This is a genomic window from Herbaspirillum sp. DW155 (assembly GCF_037076565.1).
Taxonomy (GTDB): Bacteria; Pseudomonadota; Gammaproteobacteria; order Burkholderiales; family Burkholderiaceae_D; genus Herbaspirillum.
The window spans coordinates 2,369,173-2,385,060 of sequence record NZ_AP029028.1; the positions used below are offsets into that span (position 1 = coordinate 2,369,173).

General features: G+C 63.7%; 12 protein-coding genes. 4 read left to right on the plus strand and 8 right to left on the minus strand.

Annotated features, from left to right (window positions below; translation table 11 throughout):
- Nucleotides 1-43: 43 nt before the first annotated feature.
- Both AACH55_RS10920 and AACH55_RS10925 read right to left on the minus strand, forming a co-directional pair.
- Complete coding sequence (locus tag AACH55_RS10920) at nt 44-1,960, minus strand: methyl-accepting chemotaxis protein (RefSeq protein WP_338719549.1); 1,917 nt, start codon at nt 1,958-1,960, stop codon at nt 44-46.
- A gap of 379 nt (nt 1,961-2,339) precedes the next feature.
- Nucleotides 2,340-2,984 (minus strand): response regulator transcription factor, encoded by a 645-nt coding sequence (locus AACH55_RS10925; protein WP_338719550.1) that lies wholly within the window; start codon nt 2,982-2,984, stop codon nt 2,340-2,342.
- 63 nt (nt 2,985-3,047) lie between these two features.
- Between AACH55_RS10925 and AACH55_RS10930 the strand changes: the two genes are divergently transcribed.
- Nucleotides 3,048-3,233, plus strand: a complete 186-nt coding sequence (locus AACH55_RS10930; protein WP_338719552.1) for a hypothetical protein — start codon at nt 3,048-3,050, stop codon at nt 3,231-3,233.
- Nucleotides 3,234-3,330: 97 nt separating this feature from the next.
- Here AACH55_RS10930 and AACH55_RS10935 read toward each other — a convergent pair whose 3' ends face one another.
- From AACH55_RS10935 to AACH55_RS10955, 5 genes are all read right to left on the minus strand, one after another.
- Entirely contained in the window at nt 3,331-4,992 is a 1,662-nt protein-coding gene (locus AACH55_RS10935; protein ID WP_338719554.1) for an MFS transporter, read from the minus strand.
- 555 nt (nt 4,993-5,547) lie between these two features.
- A complete protein-coding gene (locus AACH55_RS10940) occupies nt 5,548-6,750 on the minus strand; it encodes a TIGR03364 family FAD-dependent oxidoreductase (protein WP_338719556.1) in 1,203 nt (400 codons plus the stop codon).
- Nucleotides 6,751-7,005: 255 nt separating this feature from the next.
- Nucleotides 7,006-8,037: a putative 2-aminoethylphosphonate ABC transporter substrate-binding protein gene (locus tag AACH55_RS10945; RefSeq protein WP_338719558.1), complete on the minus strand. Its 1,032-nt coding sequence runs from the start codon at nt 8,035-8,037 to the stop codon at nt 7,006-7,008.
- 80 nt (nt 8,038-8,117) lie between these two features.
- On the minus strand, nt 8,118-9,866 hold the full coding sequence (locus AACH55_RS10950) for a putative 2-aminoethylphosphonate ABC transporter permease subunit (protein WP_338719560.1): 1,749 nt from the start codon (nt 9,864-9,866) through the stop codon (nt 8,118-8,120).
- A 12-nt stretch (nt 9,867-9,878) separates the two neighbouring features.
- The gene (locus AACH55_RS10955) at nt 9,879-10,967 is read right to left on the minus strand and encodes a putative 2-aminoethylphosphonate ABC transporter ATP-binding protein (protein ID WP_338720268.1); all 1,089 of its coding nucleotides are present in this window, start codon (nt 10,965-10,967) and stop codon (nt 9,879-9,881) included.
- A gap of 380 nt (nt 10,968-11,347) precedes the next feature.
- Between AACH55_RS10955 and AACH55_RS10960 the strand changes: the two genes are divergently transcribed.
- The 3 genes from AACH55_RS10960 to AACH55_RS10970 all read left to right on the plus strand — a co-directional run bounded on the left by AACH55_RS10960 (nt 11,348) and on the right by AACH55_RS10970 (nt 15,148).
- On the plus strand, nt 11,348-11,836 hold the full coding sequence (locus AACH55_RS10960; protein WP_338720270.1) for a hypothetical protein: 489 nt from the start codon (nt 11,348-11,350) through the stop codon (nt 11,834-11,836).
- 215 nt (nt 11,837-12,051) lie between these two features.
- Nucleotides 12,052-13,971 (plus strand): SurA N-terminal domain-containing protein, encoded by a 1,920-nt coding sequence (locus AACH55_RS10965; protein ID WP_338719562.1) that lies wholly within the window; start codon nt 12,052-12,054, stop codon nt 13,969-13,971.
- Between the two features lie 457 nt (nt 13,972-14,428).
- A complete protein-coding gene (locus tag AACH55_RS10970) occupies nt 14,429-15,148 on the plus strand; it encodes a glutamine amidotransferase (RefSeq protein WP_338719564.1) in 720 nt (239 codons plus the stop codon).
- Nucleotides 15,149-15,221: 73 nt separating this feature from the next.
- On the opposite strand, the gene AACH55_RS10975 is transcribed toward AACH55_RS10970, so the two are convergent.
- Nucleotides 15,222-15,806, minus strand: coding sequence for an arylesterase (locus AACH55_RS10975; RefSeq protein WP_338720272.1), 585 nt, complete (start codon nt 15,804-15,806; stop codon nt 15,222-15,224).
- Nucleotides 15,807-15,888: the final 82 nt, after the last annotated feature.

Genomic DNA, 15,888 nt, shown 5'->3' on the forward strand with positions numbered 1-15,888 from the left:
GTGTGTGCCTTTCTCGGGTCCACGGTTTCACTGGGGCAGCGAGTCAGGTGCTTTGCAGCTCATCGGCCAGCGAGGCCACTTCCTCGACGGCGGCTGCCAGTTGCTCGGCACCCTGGGACTGCTGGCGCGCGGCGGCTGCGGCTTCGGTGGCGGCACGGTCGGCCTCCTGGGCGGCGGCGGCAATCTGCTCGGTGCCGGTTCGAACCTGTACGATGGCCGCGGCCACTTCACTGGCGGCTGACAGGATTTCCTGGGCACCTTGCTCCACGGCGGACACATCGCTTTCAATGCTGATCAAGGCACTGGTGATGGTCTTGGCTTTCTCCGCTTCGCCGATGGCGGCCTCGGCAATCTCTTCCAGGTCGCGCTCGACGACAGCGATCTGGTCTTGCACTGCCTTGACCAGGTCCTTGATGTTGTCGGCATTGCCGGCCGAGTCATGGGCCAGGTTGCGGATATCGGTAGCGACCACTACGAAGCCCTTGCCGAACTCCCCGGCGCGGGCCGCCTCGATGGAGCCGTTCACGGCCAGCATGTTGGTCTGGATGGAAACCGTGGTGATGGCATCGACGATCTTGTCGATGCGGCGCGAGACCAGGGCCAGGTCCTTGATCTGGCGGATCGAGGCGCGCGAGGCCTCGACCGAATTGGCGATGCCGGCGATGAGCGAGTCGACGGCCTTCTTGTTCTCGCCCAGCAGCGCCCGGATGGCGGTGGCGCGTTCGCCGCTGGTGCCGGCGCGAGCCTGCGCCACCTGCAGGCCGCGCGAGATCTGCTCGATGGCGGTGGCCGATTCTTCGGTGGCCACCGACTGTACCTGCGTGCCTTTGCGGATCTGCTCGATGGCCGACATGATCTGGGCGCTGGCGCGGCTGATTTCCTGTACGGCCGCTGAGAGTTCTTCGGCACTGGCGGCGACTTCCTCCGCGCTCTTGGCCACATCGGTGGAATTCTTGAGGTCTTCGGACAGTTCCGAGAGCGCTTGCGAAGTGGTTTCCGCCTCTGACAATGCCTGGCCTTGCTCGGCCACGGTCTTGGCCGATTCGACGGCAGCGGCCGATTGCTCCTCGGCGGCGGCGGCGATTTCCTGGGCACCATCGAGCGCCTGCTTGGCCGCGGCGACCGACTGCTGGGCGCCCACGGCGATTTCCTGCACGCCGGCGACGATCACCTGGGCATCGCGGCGGATGTTCTCCAGTTGGGCACTGATCATCCTGCCGCTCTCGACCTCGCCCAGGACCGTGGTGGCGGCCGCGCCGATGCCTTCGACCACGGCCTTGACCTCACGCTGGATCTGGCCGACCAGCTCCTGGATCTGCTTGGCGCTTTTCTCCGACGTCTCGGCCAGGGTACGCACTTCATCGGCCACGACCGCAAAGCCCTTGCCGTGCTGCCCGGCGCGGGCCGCTTCGATGGCCGCGTTCAGGGCCAGCAGATTGGTCTGGTCGGCGATACGGGCTACGGCCTTGACGATTTCACCGATATTGGCGGCCTGCTTTTCCAGTTCGGCCACCATGGTCACGGAGCTGGACTGGCGCTGGGCAGCGATCCCCACATTGGTGACCAGGGTAGCGATATCGCCGCTGGTGCGGGTGACCTGGTTCTGCACGGCCAGCATGCGCGCCTGGCTTTGATCGGCATTCTGCAACTGGCGGCCGATGGCTTGCTCCACCTGGCGGAAGGCTGCCAGCGACTCTTGGGCTGCGCTGGAGGCCTGTTCGGCTCCCCGCGCGATCTGGTCGGAGGCGCTTTTCAGTTCTTCGGTGGCAGCCGAGGCCTCCGAGATGCCGGCGCTGAGTTCAGCGGTAGCCGCGGCGATGCGCTCGGCAGCCTGCTGCTGCTTGGCCAAGGTGCGGGCCTTCTTGCGCAGGGCATCGGCCTGGCGCGAAGTCGAGGCGGCCGCACGCGGGTCGGTTGCGCTCTCATAGTTGGAGTTCTGAATAGTCTTGACGAGCGCCATGTGCGCCTCCTGAAAAAAGTTGTGCTCAAACGGACGGACTTGCAGATGAAATGGTAGGGATGCTTGTTGCCGTGTGGAATCGGTTTTGTTCCTAGGGGATACATAGGAAATGTCCTAGGCAATCCGGGCAGCTCGGTTGCGCTTGCCTAGGCCCCTGACTGGCCGTGTTGACGCCTTGTCCCCGTGTGCAGGACGACGCCTTGCGCTGGGCCAACGCAAAAGGAGGCGTACCGCTGTGGGCGGGTGCTGTTCTGGACAAAGGAGTGCGGCGCAGAGTAGCCGCAGTGACGTGCCGGGTGGAAGGATCGGTGACGGACAGAGCGCGGGAAGTTACGCAGAGATCAGGAAGAAATGACCGCAGCAGCTGTAGGAGAGCACCTCAGGTCTGCCGTTCCACCAGGTTGTTCTTGACGGCCCACAGGACCAGCCCGACCACGTCGCGTACGCCGATGCGGTCCATGATCTGGGCGCGATGGGCGGCGATGGTCTTTTCGCTCAGGTCCAGCTCGTAGGCGATTTCCTTGGTGGTCTTGCGATGCGCAATCATGGCCAGGATCTGGTGCTGGCGCGGCGTGAGCGGATCCGGCTGGGCCTGCCGGGCGGCCCCCGTGTAGAGGCAGTGGCTGATCATGGATTTGGCTACGGCCGGGGTCAGATAGCACTCGTTGCGCGCTACCGCCTGCAAGGCGATATCGAGTTCGGCGGGACTGGATTGCTTGAGCAGGTACGCCGCCACACCCATGCGCATTACCTCGGCCAGCAGCTCGGCATCGGGCTGATCGCCAACGACGACCATCCGGCTGGCAGGGCATTTGGAGCAGATGTCGGCCAGCAGGGCAAGGCCCTTGCGGGTATCTGTGGAGAGATCGATGATGACTGCGTCCGGCGCCACGCTCTGGATCACATGCAGGGCCACCGGCCCGGCTTCCACTTCGCCGATCACCTGCTGGCCTTCCATTTTTTCGATCAGGCAGCGCAGGCCGGCGCGCATCATGATCTGGTCGTCCACCAGGACTATGTTCATGTTCTGGATCCCCCGCTCTACAAGCTATCGTGCGGCAATCCGTGGCGCTGCTGGCAGTAGTGCATGAGCACGCGTGCAGACCTTGGTATGCCTGTTTTCAGCAGTGAATTTACTGGATCGCCGGCAACATTTCAACCAAATATAACGAATATACGACATTTTGATAAAAATATGATTTTCGATGAAAATGATCTGGTCAATGTATTCACGTTTCTCGAGGACAGGCTTTGGGCGGTCATTTCTTCATGAAAAAACCGGGCGCAATCATGATTGCGCCCGGTCCGGGAGAGCTTCGCGCTGCGCCGTCCTGCCTTCGGGCCGGACAGCGAGCACCTCACTGCAAGCATTACTGGTGAATGTTGTTGTGCACGGTTTCCTTCACGAACAGCAGACCGATGACCACGGTGATGACCGAGATCACGATCGGATACCACAGGCCGTAGTAGATGTCGCCCTGGTAAGCCACCAGCGCGAAGGAGGTGGTGGGCAGCAGGCCGCCGAACCAGCCGTTGCCGATGTGGTACGGCATGGACATGGAGGTGTAGCGGATGCGGGTCGGGAACATTTCGACCAGGCAGGCGGCGATCGGGCCGTAGACCATGGTCACGTAGATCACCAGGATGAACAGCAGCAGCAGGACCATGGGCTTGTTGATCTGCTCCGGATCAGCCTTGGCCGGGTAGCCGGCCGCCTTGATGTCGTCGGCCAGGGCCTTGGACAGTTCCTTGTCCTTGGCGGCAGCGTCTTCCTTGGACAGGCCGGTGGCATCATACGAGGTGATCACGCGGTCGCCGATCTTGACGGTGGCCACCGAACCCGGTGCACCGGCCACGTTCTGGTAGTTCACCGAGGCAGCCGACAGCTTGGCCTTCACGATATCGCAGGACGAGGTGAACTTCTTGGTGCCAGTCGGGTTGAACTGGAACTGGCAGCTGGCCGGGTCGGCGGTGACGATCACCGGGGACTTTTGCAGAGCTGCTTCCAGCGCCGGGTTGGCGAAGTGGGTCAGGCCGTTGAAGATCGGGAAGTAGGTCACCGCCGCGATCAGGCAGCCACCCAGGATGATGGGCTTGCGGCCGATCTTGTCCGACAGCGAGCCGAAGAACAGGAAGAAGGGCGTGGCCAGCAGCAGGGCGGCTGCGATCAGCAGGTTGGCGGTGGGGCCGTCGACCTTCAGGGTCTGGGTCAGGAAGAACAGGGCGTAGAACTGGCCGGTGTACCACACCACGGCCTGACCGGCGGTCAGACCGATCAGGGCCAGGATGACCAGCTTCAGGTTCTTCCACTGGCCGAAGGCTTCGGTCAGCGGGGCCTTGGAGGTCTTGCCTTCAGCCTTCATCTTCAGGAAGGCCGGCGACTCGTTCATGGACATGCGGATCCACACCGAGATGGCCAACAGCAGGATGGAGACCAGGAAGGGAATGCGCCAGCCCCAGTCGGCAAACGCTGCTTCACCCACCGAGGTACGCACGCCCAGAATCACCAGCAGCGACAGGAACAGGCCCATCGTGGCAGTGGTCTGGATCCAGGCGGTGAAGGCGCCGCGGCGGCCTTCCGGTGCGTGCTCGGCCACGTAGGTGGCGGCACCGCCGTATTCACCGCCCAGCGCCAGGCCCTGCAGGATGCGCAGGATGATCAGGATGATCGGGGCGGTGATGCCGATGGAGTTGTAGTTGGGCAGCACGCCGACGATGAAGGTCGAGGCACCCATGATCAGGATGGTCACCAGGAAGGTGTATTTGCGGCCTACCAGGTCGCCCAGGCGGCCGAACACCAGCGCGCCGAACGGGCGCACGATGAAGCCGGCAGCAAAGGCCAGCAGGGCGAAGATGAAAGCGGTATTGGGGTCGGTGCCGGCAAAGAACTGCTTGGCGATGATGGCCGCCAGCGAGCCGTACAGGTAAAAGTCATACCATTCGAAAACGGTGCCTAGCGAGGAAGCGAAGATGACTTTCTTCTCCTCCTTCGTGATGCCGCGCGCAGTCGTGTTGACTGATGCTGTGGTCATGTTTGTCTCCTTGGTTTTAATGAATATGTGCTACTGCATGGAATGCAACCAGGTACTCGGGGCAACAATGCAACAGATGGCCGAATGGGGCGTTATGCAAGAACGCACCGGAGAACAGAGCATGAAGAACCGACTTCCCTCGCTTCCCCGTCTGACACAAACCGCGATATTGGCTTCGCATTGCTTGCGTAAGGACCCACTTGTCCATGCGGCGAGTGTGCGACGCCAAGCTTACGCAGGACTTGCTCCAAACTTACACAAGCTTACAGCGCGGCAGGCCCGTTTCTGGTTGCGATGCAGTAGGGAAAGCCTCTTCTGCCAAGGCTTTGCAGGCATTGAGGGATATTGCGGTGCAGCGAGGCGCGGCAGCGGCTGGCGCCTGGAAAACCGGGCCAGAAAAAATTTTTCTGTCAGGTATCAATGCAGGCAAGTGAAGCATCTTGCCAAACATGCGGCTTGGCGGGCTGTGCCGTGGGCCGCAAGGCCAGGCGGGACGGGAGGGTAGAGGGCGGTACGGCAGCGCTTGCCGCCGTACCGGGGAGAACAGGCAGCCAATCAGGCCAGGGCGGTCGCCGGGGCCGGCTGGGCGGACGGCGTGGGCAGGCTGCCCCCTTCCAGCAGGGCCTTCACGACACGTTCACCGAGTCCCAGCCCGACGCTCATGCCGATGCCGGTGTGCATCAGCACCACCGAGGTGTGGTCGTCGATGGCCAGGGCCGAGAACGGGCCCGGTCCCTTGCTGCCATAGACACCTTGCCAGCGCTCGACCACCTGTACGCGGGTGGCCAGGGTGTGCTCGGTCAGGCCCAGCAGCAGTTCATCGATTTCTTCACTGTTGAAGGGCGGCGAATCGGTGCCGTAGTGGTGCGAATCGCCGACGATGAGTTCCTGATACGGCGTCGGGCTGACCAGCAGGTGGATGCCATGTTTGTTCAGCAGCGGGGCATTGGCCTCGATCTCGGCATGCACCGCGCGGGCCGTCGGCAAGTCCGAGAAGGCGCCATAGTGGGTGCAGGACAGGCCGGTCAGCACCGCATGGGTCAGCGGCAGCGGCTCCTCGGTCTTCAGGCGCAGCATCTGCAGGCGGCACTGTTTCAGGTTCATCGGCTGCAGGCGATCGGCAAAGAGGGTCAGGTAATCATGACCCGAGCAGACCACCACGCGCTCGGCGCGGAATTCACCGGCGGTGGTCGAGAGGCGTCCGTCGGCGGTGCCATGCACCAGCGTGTTGAAGCGGAAATGCACGCCCTGCGAATGCAGATAGGCCACCAGCGCCGGCATGGCTTCGCGCGAATACAGCTGCAGGTCTTCGGTGCCGTGCAGGGCTGAGCGGTGATGGCGGAAGCGGCCGTTGTAGAGGGCGTTGAGCTTGTCGCCTTCGAGCAGCGAGGCGCGGTAATCGTACTGGCGCGCGCGCACGGTCATGAATTCCAGCAGCACGTCGTGCTCGGCCTCGCTGCGCGCAAACAGCAGGGTGCCGGCTTCACGGGCGCTGAAGTGGGCGCGGGTGGCCAGGTGCAGCCAGATGGCGCGGCTTTCGCGGGCCAGGTCGAGCATGATGCCGGGTGGCTGGCCGGTCACCAGGCCCATGCCGAAATTGCGTACGGAAGCGCCCAGCGGGGTGCCGGTGCGTTCGAAGACGGCCACCTTGAGGCCGCGTTTGACGGCCGCGTAAGCGTGCGCCAGGCCGAGAATGCCCGAGCCGACCACGGCCAGGTCGAAATGCTGCGGATCGTTTTCTGAGAGGGAAATGCTCATGGGGAGTGCTCCATCGGAGTCGGTTGCGAGATGTCGTGTTGCCTGTTGTGCGGGGACGCTCTGGCGGCGTCCTGCGATCCTCTCTGTGCGCTGTCGCAGGCTGGGCTGCGGCAGCTTTCAGCGCTGCCAGGCTGTTGTCTCCCGACTACCGTTCGTCCTGAGTAGGCCCGCCTACGGTGATCCTTCGATACGCGGCTACGCCGCTACTCAGGCCGAACGGTATCAGGTGGCGTTTCCTGACAGCCTCTATGAGATTTACTGCTTCTTCTCGGACTTGCTTTCGTAACGCTTGCTCCACTCGGTCAGGATGCGGTCGCGCTGGGTGCTGGCCCAGGTGAAGTCGTTCTTGATCAGGCGCTTCTCATAGTCGGCCGGCAGCAGTTCATCCGGCTTGGCCACGCCCGGAATGGCGACCACGGCGAAGTTCTTTTCATACAGGGCCATGGCTTCCTTGCTGGCGGAGAAATCGGCCAGCTTCTTGGCCGCTTCCAGATTCTTGGTTCCCTTGACGATGGCGGTGGCTTCGATATCCCAGCCCAGGCCCTCCGACGGCAGGATCACGTCGATGGGGGCGCCTTCCTTCTTGGTCTTGACGGCGCGGTATTCAAAGGCGATGCCGATGGGGAATTCACCGGTGGCGGCCTGCTTGCAGGGCTTGGAACCGGAGTGGGTGTACTGGCCGATGTTCTTGTGCAGGGCGTCCATGTAGGCCCAGCCTTTTTCTTCACCCATCATCTGCAGCCAGGCCGAGACATCCAGGTAGCCGGTACCCGAAGAAGCCGGATTGGGCATGACGATCTTGCCGGCATAGACCGGCTTGGTCAGGTCGGCCCAGGAGGTCGGCTTGGGCAGGCCCTGCTTTTGCGCTTCCACGGTGTTGAAGCAGATCGCCGAGGCCCACACGTCCATGCCGACCCAGGCCGGCGGATTGGCGGCGCTGCGGTACTTGGCGTCGATGGCCGACAGGCCTTGCGGAGCGTAGGGCGTCAACATGCCTTCCTTGTCCAGCAGCGCCAGGCTGGTGGCGGCCAGGCCCCAGATCACGTCAGCCTGCGGGTTGGCCTTTTCGGCCAGCAGCTTGGCGGTGACGATGCCGGTGGAGTCGCGCACCCATTTGATCTCGATGTCCGGGTTGGCCTTCTGGAACGCGGCCTGGTAAGCCTTGATCTGGTCGGCTTCGAGGGCGGTGTAGACGGTCAGCGTGGTGGCGGCGTGAGCCTGGGCCGAGAACAGCATGCCGGCGCCGATCACCGATGCGAACAGGGAAAACAGCTTGGTTTTTTTCATGATGGCCTTCGTCTGTGAATGGCTGGGTTGAAAACGCGTCGGGGACGCAAGGTGGAGAAATCGTGGGTCGCCGGTTTGGCTCAGTGCGCCCGTCCCCGGCGCCAGGCCTGGGCCCGCGCCAGCCAGCGACTGCCGGCCAGGTGCATGAAGAGCGAGGCCGCCGCCGAGGTCAGCAGGATCAGTGTGGACATGGCGGCCGCCGGACCGACGTCGCCGGCGTCGTCCATGTTGAGCACCGCCACCGAGGCCAGCACCGTATCGGGGCGATACAGGAAGATCACCGCCGACACCGTGGTCATCGAGGACACGAACAGGTAGCGGAAGATCTCCAGCATCTGCGGCAGGCACAGCGGCACGGTCACGCGCAGGAAGGTCTGCAGCAGCGGCACCTTCAGCGACAGCGAGGCGGCTTCGAATTCAGGATCGAGCTGCTTGAGGGCGGTAACGGCGGTGAGATGGGCGGTGGTGTAGAAGTGCACGATGGAGCAGAGCACCAGCAGCGTCATCGTCCCGTAGAGGAAGTTGAACGGGTTGGACGGGTGATTGAAGAACAGCAGGCTGCCCAGGCCCAGCACCAGCCCGGGCACCGCCATCGGCAGGAAGCTCAGCATGCGCAGCAGGGTCGACAGCCAGGCCTGGCCGCGCGTCTTTTCCATCAGCCAGGCGCCGGTGAAGATGACCAGGGTACCGGCCACGCTGGTGCCGCAGGCCAGTTTCAGGCTGTTCCAGTAGGCCAGCCAGCCGCCGCCGTCCATGTTGTCGAAGTCGTAGTGCTGCAGGGTCAGTTGCAGGTTGTAGGGCCACAGCTTGACCAGCGAGGCGCCCATGGCCACCACGATCATCATCAGGATGGCGGCCGCGATCAGTGCCACCGCCAGCAGGTTGATGCCGTCCCGGCGCCAGTCGGGCCGGGCAACGTACGCTTCCGAGCGGCTGCTCATGGTGGCGCGCTGGCGGCGCTGCAGCCAGGCGTCCAGGGCGAAGGTCAACAGGGCCGGCACCAGCAGCAGCAAGCCGATCAGGGCACCGCGTCCGAATTGCTGCTGGCCGACCACGGCCTTGTAGGCTTCCACTGCCAGCACGCTGTAGGCGCCGCCGGTGATCTTGGGCACGCCGAAGTCGGTGATGGTCAGCGTGAAGACCAGGCACAGCGCACCAAAGATGCCGTAGCGCGTGGCCGGCAGGGTGACGGTGGTGAAGACGCGCCAGCGCGAGGCGCCCATGGCGTGGGCCGCGTCGTACAGGCGACCATCGGCCTGCGACAGCGCCGACAGCAGGATCATCATGGCATGCGGGAAGGTGTAGAACACTTCACCCAGCAGGATGCCCCAGAAGCCGTAGATGCTGCCATCCATCCATTCCTTGAACAGGCCCTGGTTGCCGAACAGGTAGATCAGCGCGATGCCCGGCAGCAGTGATGGTGCCAGGAGCGGCAGCAGGCCGATCCCGCGCCACAGGCCCTTGAAGGGAATGCAGCTGCGCTGCAGGGCATACGCAAACACATAGGCCAGCGGCACGGTGACCACGGCGGTCACCGCCGAGACCCACAGGCTGCGTCCCAGCATGGGCAGGAAGTTGATGTTGGCGAAGAGCGTGACGAAGGGCTGGCTGCCGGCCCAGTTGCCTTCAGGTGTAAGGACCGCCTGTGCCAGGATGAAGACCAGCGGCCCGCCCAGGCCCAGCAGCAACAGCGCCAGCAGCAGCCATTTGAGCGCGCCCGGCAGCCGCTGGTGAAGGCCCGCGAGGCGCTGGCTGGCCGGTGCCGTGCGCGGCAGGGGCTGCTCCAGCGCCAGGGCGGGCGGGGTGGGCAGAGAGGATTGCGTCGTCATGGGCGGCGTGCCTCAGGCAAAGACCTGCAGGGCCTGGCGCGGCAGGGCGACCCACAGGCCATCCTGGGAGGGCAGGGCCGCCAGACGGCCGTGCGACTCGCTGCTCACATCGGCCAGCAGGGTCTGACCGGGCAGGGCATCGGCCGACAAGGCGAGGCGGTAGCGGTTGCCGAGATAGATTTGATCGACCACGCGCGCCTGGAAGCGGTTGGCGCTGGTGTCGCTGGCGAACAGCTCGACTGCTTCCGGCCGGCAGAACAGGCGGCCGGTCTGCAGTTCGGCTTCTTCGGCTTGCACTTCCAGGCGCAATCCGCCCACCGTGACCTGGGAACCGGAGACGCGGGTGAAGGGCAGCCAGTTGGCGTGGCCGATGAAGTCCGCCACGAAGGGCGTGGCCGGGCGGCGGTAGATCTCGGCGGGCGTGCCGAACTGTTCGATGCGGCCATGCTGCATGACGGCGATGCGGTCGGCCATGACCATGGCTTCTTCCTGATCGTGCGTGACCATCAGGGTGGTGATGCGGAACTGTTTTTGCAGGCGGCGGATTTCCAGTTGCAGGTGTTCGCGCACCTGCGCATCCAGGGCCGAGAGCGGTTCATCGAGCAACAGCAGCGAAGGCGAGGGCGCCAGCGCCCGCGCCAGAGCCACGCGCTGCTGCTGGCCGCCGGACAACTGGCCGGGGTACTTGTCCTGGCTGCCGGCCAGGCCAACCATGGCCAGCATCTCGGCCACGCGTTCCTGGCGCGCCTGACGCTTCATGCCGCGCAAGCCGTAGGCCACGTTGTCGGCCACGCTCAGGTTCGGGAAGAGGGCGTAGGACTGGAACAGGATGCCGTAATCGCGCGATTGCGGCGGCAAATCAGACATCTCGCGGCCGGCGGCGAAGAGCTGGCCGGCATCCTGGCGCTCCAGCCCGGCGATGGTGCGCAGCAGGGTGGTCTTGCCGCAGCCCGAGGGGCCCAGCAGGCAGACCATCTCGCCCCGCTGCACGTCCAGCGACACCCGGTCCAGCGCGGTGAAGGCGCCGAAACGCTTTTCGATCCCGCGCACCGAGAGGAAACGCTGCTCGGCATGGCCATCATCCTGCAAGCAAGCCGGCATGGCGGAAGGGGCGGCGAAAGAAGGTGTCTGCATCATCTCGGAATGGTCATGGCCAGGTCGCGGTGTTGCCCAAACGCAGTGCCCATGCGGGCTTGCGCCTGATTGAAACATCGGGGGCGGGTTCGGAGGCAAGCGGATGGTACGGGCCTAATATGACTGCTGGATGACACCCCCTGCTGTGATAGCGGCCCGGAATCCCTGCTATAGATTGAAGCTATGGATCGCCCTCCCTGCTCTCGCGGCGGGGGAATCCTGGCAGCGGAAACTGGTCCAAATCTGACCAAAAGCTTCATTGACGTCATGCATTGAGTGAAGCAAGATCAGTCAACTCTCAGGAGGAGAAGATGAAGAAAAACATCAAGCCAGGACGCCGGCCCGGCATGCGCCTGGCGATGTCCGGCGTGGGTGTGGCCGCCATGCTGGCCGCCTGCTCGGCCCCCGAGAGTACCCAGCAGGAGCGTGATGCTCTGGCGCGCTCCCTGATCGAGCAGAAGAAGACCCTTGAGGACGCCACCTCCACCGCCACCACCGTGGATGGCTACAAGGTCGACCTGGCCAAACGCATTTCCCAGGTCAATTTCACCAGCGTCTATGTGGAGCGTCCGCAGGCGCTGCTGCGTTCGGTGATCGTCATCAAGTACGTCGTCGATGGCGACGGCAACCTGGTCAAGAGCGAGATCCTGCGCAGCAACCGCGACAAGCACGCCGAAGCCAGCGCCCTGGGCAGCCTGAAATCGGCCGCGCCTTTCCCCAAGCCGCCACCGGCCTTGCTCAAGCAGGGGCGCATCGAACTGTCGGAAAGCTGGCTGTTCAACAATGACGGCCGTTTCCAGCTGCGCAGCGTGGCGCTGGCCCAGATGGACCAATAGCGGCTGGCGGCGCCGGGCAAAGGTGCCGCCCGGCATTGGCATGTGTATAATGTCGCGCGGGCACGACGGTGTGCGTCGTGTCTCTCGGGCCTGACGGGCCTGCGCCGCATCAGGGCGAACGCGAGTTCGCCTTTTTTCTTATGGGCGCACGCCAGCGGCGGTCTTCTGACCCTCGCTGTCCTTCCTTGACCAGATCGTTTATTGATTGGCTATACATGTTTGATTTCATTCGTACTCACCAGCGCCTGATGCAGCTCCTGCTGCTGTTGCTCATCTTCCCGTCGTTTGCCTTCTTCGGCCTGGAGGGTTACAGCCGCCTGACCGATGACAGCGGCGTGGCCAAGGTGGCCGGCCAGACCATCACCAAGGAAGAGTGGGATGCCGCGCATCGCCAGCAACTGGAGCGCATGCGCCAGGTGTACGGCAATCAGTTCGACAGCAAGATCTTCGATAGCCCGCAGGCGCGTCGCGCCATCCTCGACAACCTGATCGCCCAGCGCGCTCTGGGTGCCGAAGTGGTGGCCAGCAAGCTGGTGGTGCCCGACCAGGCGCTGCAGCAGACCATCCTGCAGATCCCCGGCCTGACCAAGCCGGACGGCAGCTTTGACAATGACCAGTACCGCGTGCTGCTGGCTGCCCAGGGCATGACCCAGAAATCCTACGAAGCCGGCCTGCGCCGCGAGATGGCCCTGCAACAACTCAATGCGGCCATCCAGAACACCGCTTTCTCGCCCAGGACCGTGGCCGAGAACCTGTCCAACCTGAACGATCAGGAACGCACGGTGCTGATGCTCAACTTCAAGCCGGACAGCTATGCCGCCCAGGTCAAGGTGAGCGATGACATGCTCAAGGCCTACTACGACAAGAACGGGGCCCGTTTCGAAACCCCGGAGCAGGCCGACATCGAATACGTGGTGCTGGATGCGGCTGCCGTGGCAGCCCAGGCCGTCGTCACCGACGATGACATCAAGGCCTACTACGACCAGAACCAGAAGCAGTACGCCACGGAAGAACAACGCCGCGCCAGCCACATCCTGATCACCGTGAAGAAGGATGCCCCGGCTGCCGAGAAGGCCGCTGCCAAGAGCAAGGCCGAGGCCCTGGTGGCGCAGCTGCGCAAGAATCCGGGCGACTTCGCCAAGCTGGCCAAGGCCAATTCGCAAGACCCCGGTTCGGCTGCCAATGGCGGCGACCTGGGCTACTTCACCCGCGATGCCATGGTCAAACCCTTCGCCGATGCAGCCTTCAGCCTCAAGCAGGGTGAGATCAGCGATCCGGTGGAATCCGATTTCGGCTATCACGTCATCGAAGTGACCGGCATCAAGCCGGCCTCCGTCAAGCCGCTGGAATCGGTCAAGGCCGAGATCGGCGCCGAGATCAAGAAGCAGATCGCCGCCAAGAAGTATTCGGACATGGCCGACCAGTTCAACAACCTGGTCTATGAAAACGGCGACAGCCTCAAGGCCGTCTCCGACAAGCTCAAGCTGAAGATCCAGACCGCCTCCGGCGTGACCCGCGTCCCCAACCCGGCCGCAGGTGCTGCACCCTACAACAATGCCAAGTTCCTGACGGCGCTCTTCACCGACGACGTGATCAAGGCCAAGCACAACACCGAAGCCGTGCAGACCGCCCCCAATACCCTGGTGGCCGGCCGCATGGTCAGCTACAAGCCGGTGACCAAGCGTCCGTTCGAGGAAGTCAAGGCCGACGTGCAGAAGGCTGTGCTGGCCGCCGAAGAGCAGTCCCTGGCCGTGAAGGCCGGCCAGGAGCGCCTGGCGCAATTGCAGGCCAAGGATGATGCCACCGGCTTCAGCGAGCCCAAGGTAGTCTCGCGGGTGAAATCCGAGGGCTGGACCCAAGAGGCCTTCACCGCCGTCATGAAGGCCGACACCGCCAAGCTGCCGGCCTACACCGGTGCCGAAACCCCGGGCATGGGTTACCAGATCTACCGCATCACCAAGGTGGAACAGCCCAAGACCGTCGATACCGCGCGCCGCAAGGCCGAACAGGAGCAGATCACCGCCGCCCTGGCGCAGCAGGAAACCCTGGGTTACCTGGACTTCCTGCGCGAGAAGGCCAAGACCAAGCTCCTGAAGGGCGCCGCCGCCGTCAGCGCGTATGATGCCGCCAAGTGAGACCGGCAGGATGGCCCGCCGTGGGGCAGCCAGCGCACCGTGAGCGTGAATCGGCGCGCAGCGCTGCCCCAGGGTGGGGAGTTGTCGGCATGACTGCCACAATTTACTAAAAAATTTACAGAGGCCGCTTTCCCAGCGGCCTTTTTTGTTTCATCATGTACACCGGCGCTGCATTCGAGGGGGATGCACGAGGGAGCCGGCACCGGGGAATCCGCTTCATTTCTTCCATCGTCCGTTGGCGTTTCGTCCGCTTTCCACCTGGTGGGAAGATGCAGTTTTTATGCTGTCTGGATGAAACTCCTGTCATCCGCACGTCATGTTGCGCCGTTTCGGAAACAAACGGCTGCCGATCAAGTTGTCGCTTTCTCCAGTCGCCATTCGAAAAGTGATCGCAGGGGGTATTTCCACGAGGAGTGCGTCCGATGCGAGTCTTGCCCGGAATACGACCACGTTTTTTATGCCTGCCCCAGTCCTGATCATTCAAACCGGCGATCCCCATCCCGCCCTCAAGACCAACTACGGTGGTTTCGCCGACCAGATAGGCTGCGCCGCCGGCCTGTGCCACACCGAAATCGAAGTCGTGCCTGTCTACCAGGGCCAGCGCCCGTCCTGCCCGCGCAGTTACCGCGCGGTCTTCATCACCGGTTCACCGGCCATGGTGACCGACAAGGAAGACTGGAGCGAGCGCACCGCCGAATGGATCCGCGATGCCGCCGCACTGGATACGCCCATGTTCGGCATCTGCTACGGCCACCAGTTGCTGACCTATGCCTTCGGCGGCGAAGTCGGCTACAACCCGGCCGGACGCGCGGCCGGCACCATGCACGTCAAGACGCTGGAATGCTGCCGCGAGGATGAGTTGCTGGGCGTGCTGCCGGACGAATTCCCGGCCCACATGCTGCACATGCAGTCGGTGCTGCGCCCGCCCAAGGACGCCATCGTCATGGCCCGCTCGCCGATGGACCCGCACCACATCATCAAGCACAAGCACAATGTCTACTCGACGCAGTTCCATCCCGAGTTTTCGCCCGAGTTCGTGCGTGCCTACCTGAATTACTACGCAGACAGCTATCGTGGCTGCGGCATCGATGCCCAGGCGCTGTGCGAGAAGGTCAGCGAGACGCCGCAGTCGACTGGACTGCTGCGGCGCTTCCTGGATCTGTACGCGCGGCACTGAAGCAGGCTCCCATCATGAACAAAGCCCCTGATGCCAGCCACGGCACAGGGGCTTTGTTCTTGGAGAGCTACGCTTACTTCAGCCCGACCAGCGGTTTGAGATAAGGCCAGACGTTATCCAGCAACCGGGGTTGCGCCTGTTCCGTGGGATGAATGCGGTCGGCCTGGAACAAGGAGAGATCAGCGGCGATGCCCTCGAAGAAGAACGGCACCAGCGCCACCTTGTTGGCCTTGGCCAGGTCCTGATACATCGCGGCGAAGCGGCGGGTGTAGTCGGGGCCGTAATTGGGCGGGATCTGCATGCCCACCAGCAGCACCTTGGCCTGTTGCTGGTGCGCCAGGTCGATCATGGCTTGCAGGTTGTCCTGGCTGGTCTTGAGCGGCAGGCCGCGCAGGGCATCGTTGGCACCCAGTTCGATCACCACCACGGCCGGCTTGTGCTGCGCCATCAATGGTGGCAGGCGGTTGCGCCCGCCAATGGTGGTGTCGCCGCTGATGCTGGCATTGACCACCTGGTAATCCAGCTTGTTCTGCTGCAGCCGCTGCTGCAGCAGGACGGCCCAGCCGGTACCGCGCTGCAGGCCGTATTCGGCCGAGAGGCTGTCACCGAGCACGAGCAGGTTTTTTGGGGCAGAATAAGCGCTCGTCGCTGCCACCATCAGGATGACGCCCGCCAGCAGACGCAACACGGCGCCCACCAGCGCATTGCGTCTCGCCACTCTCCCGGACCACCTTGCCCGA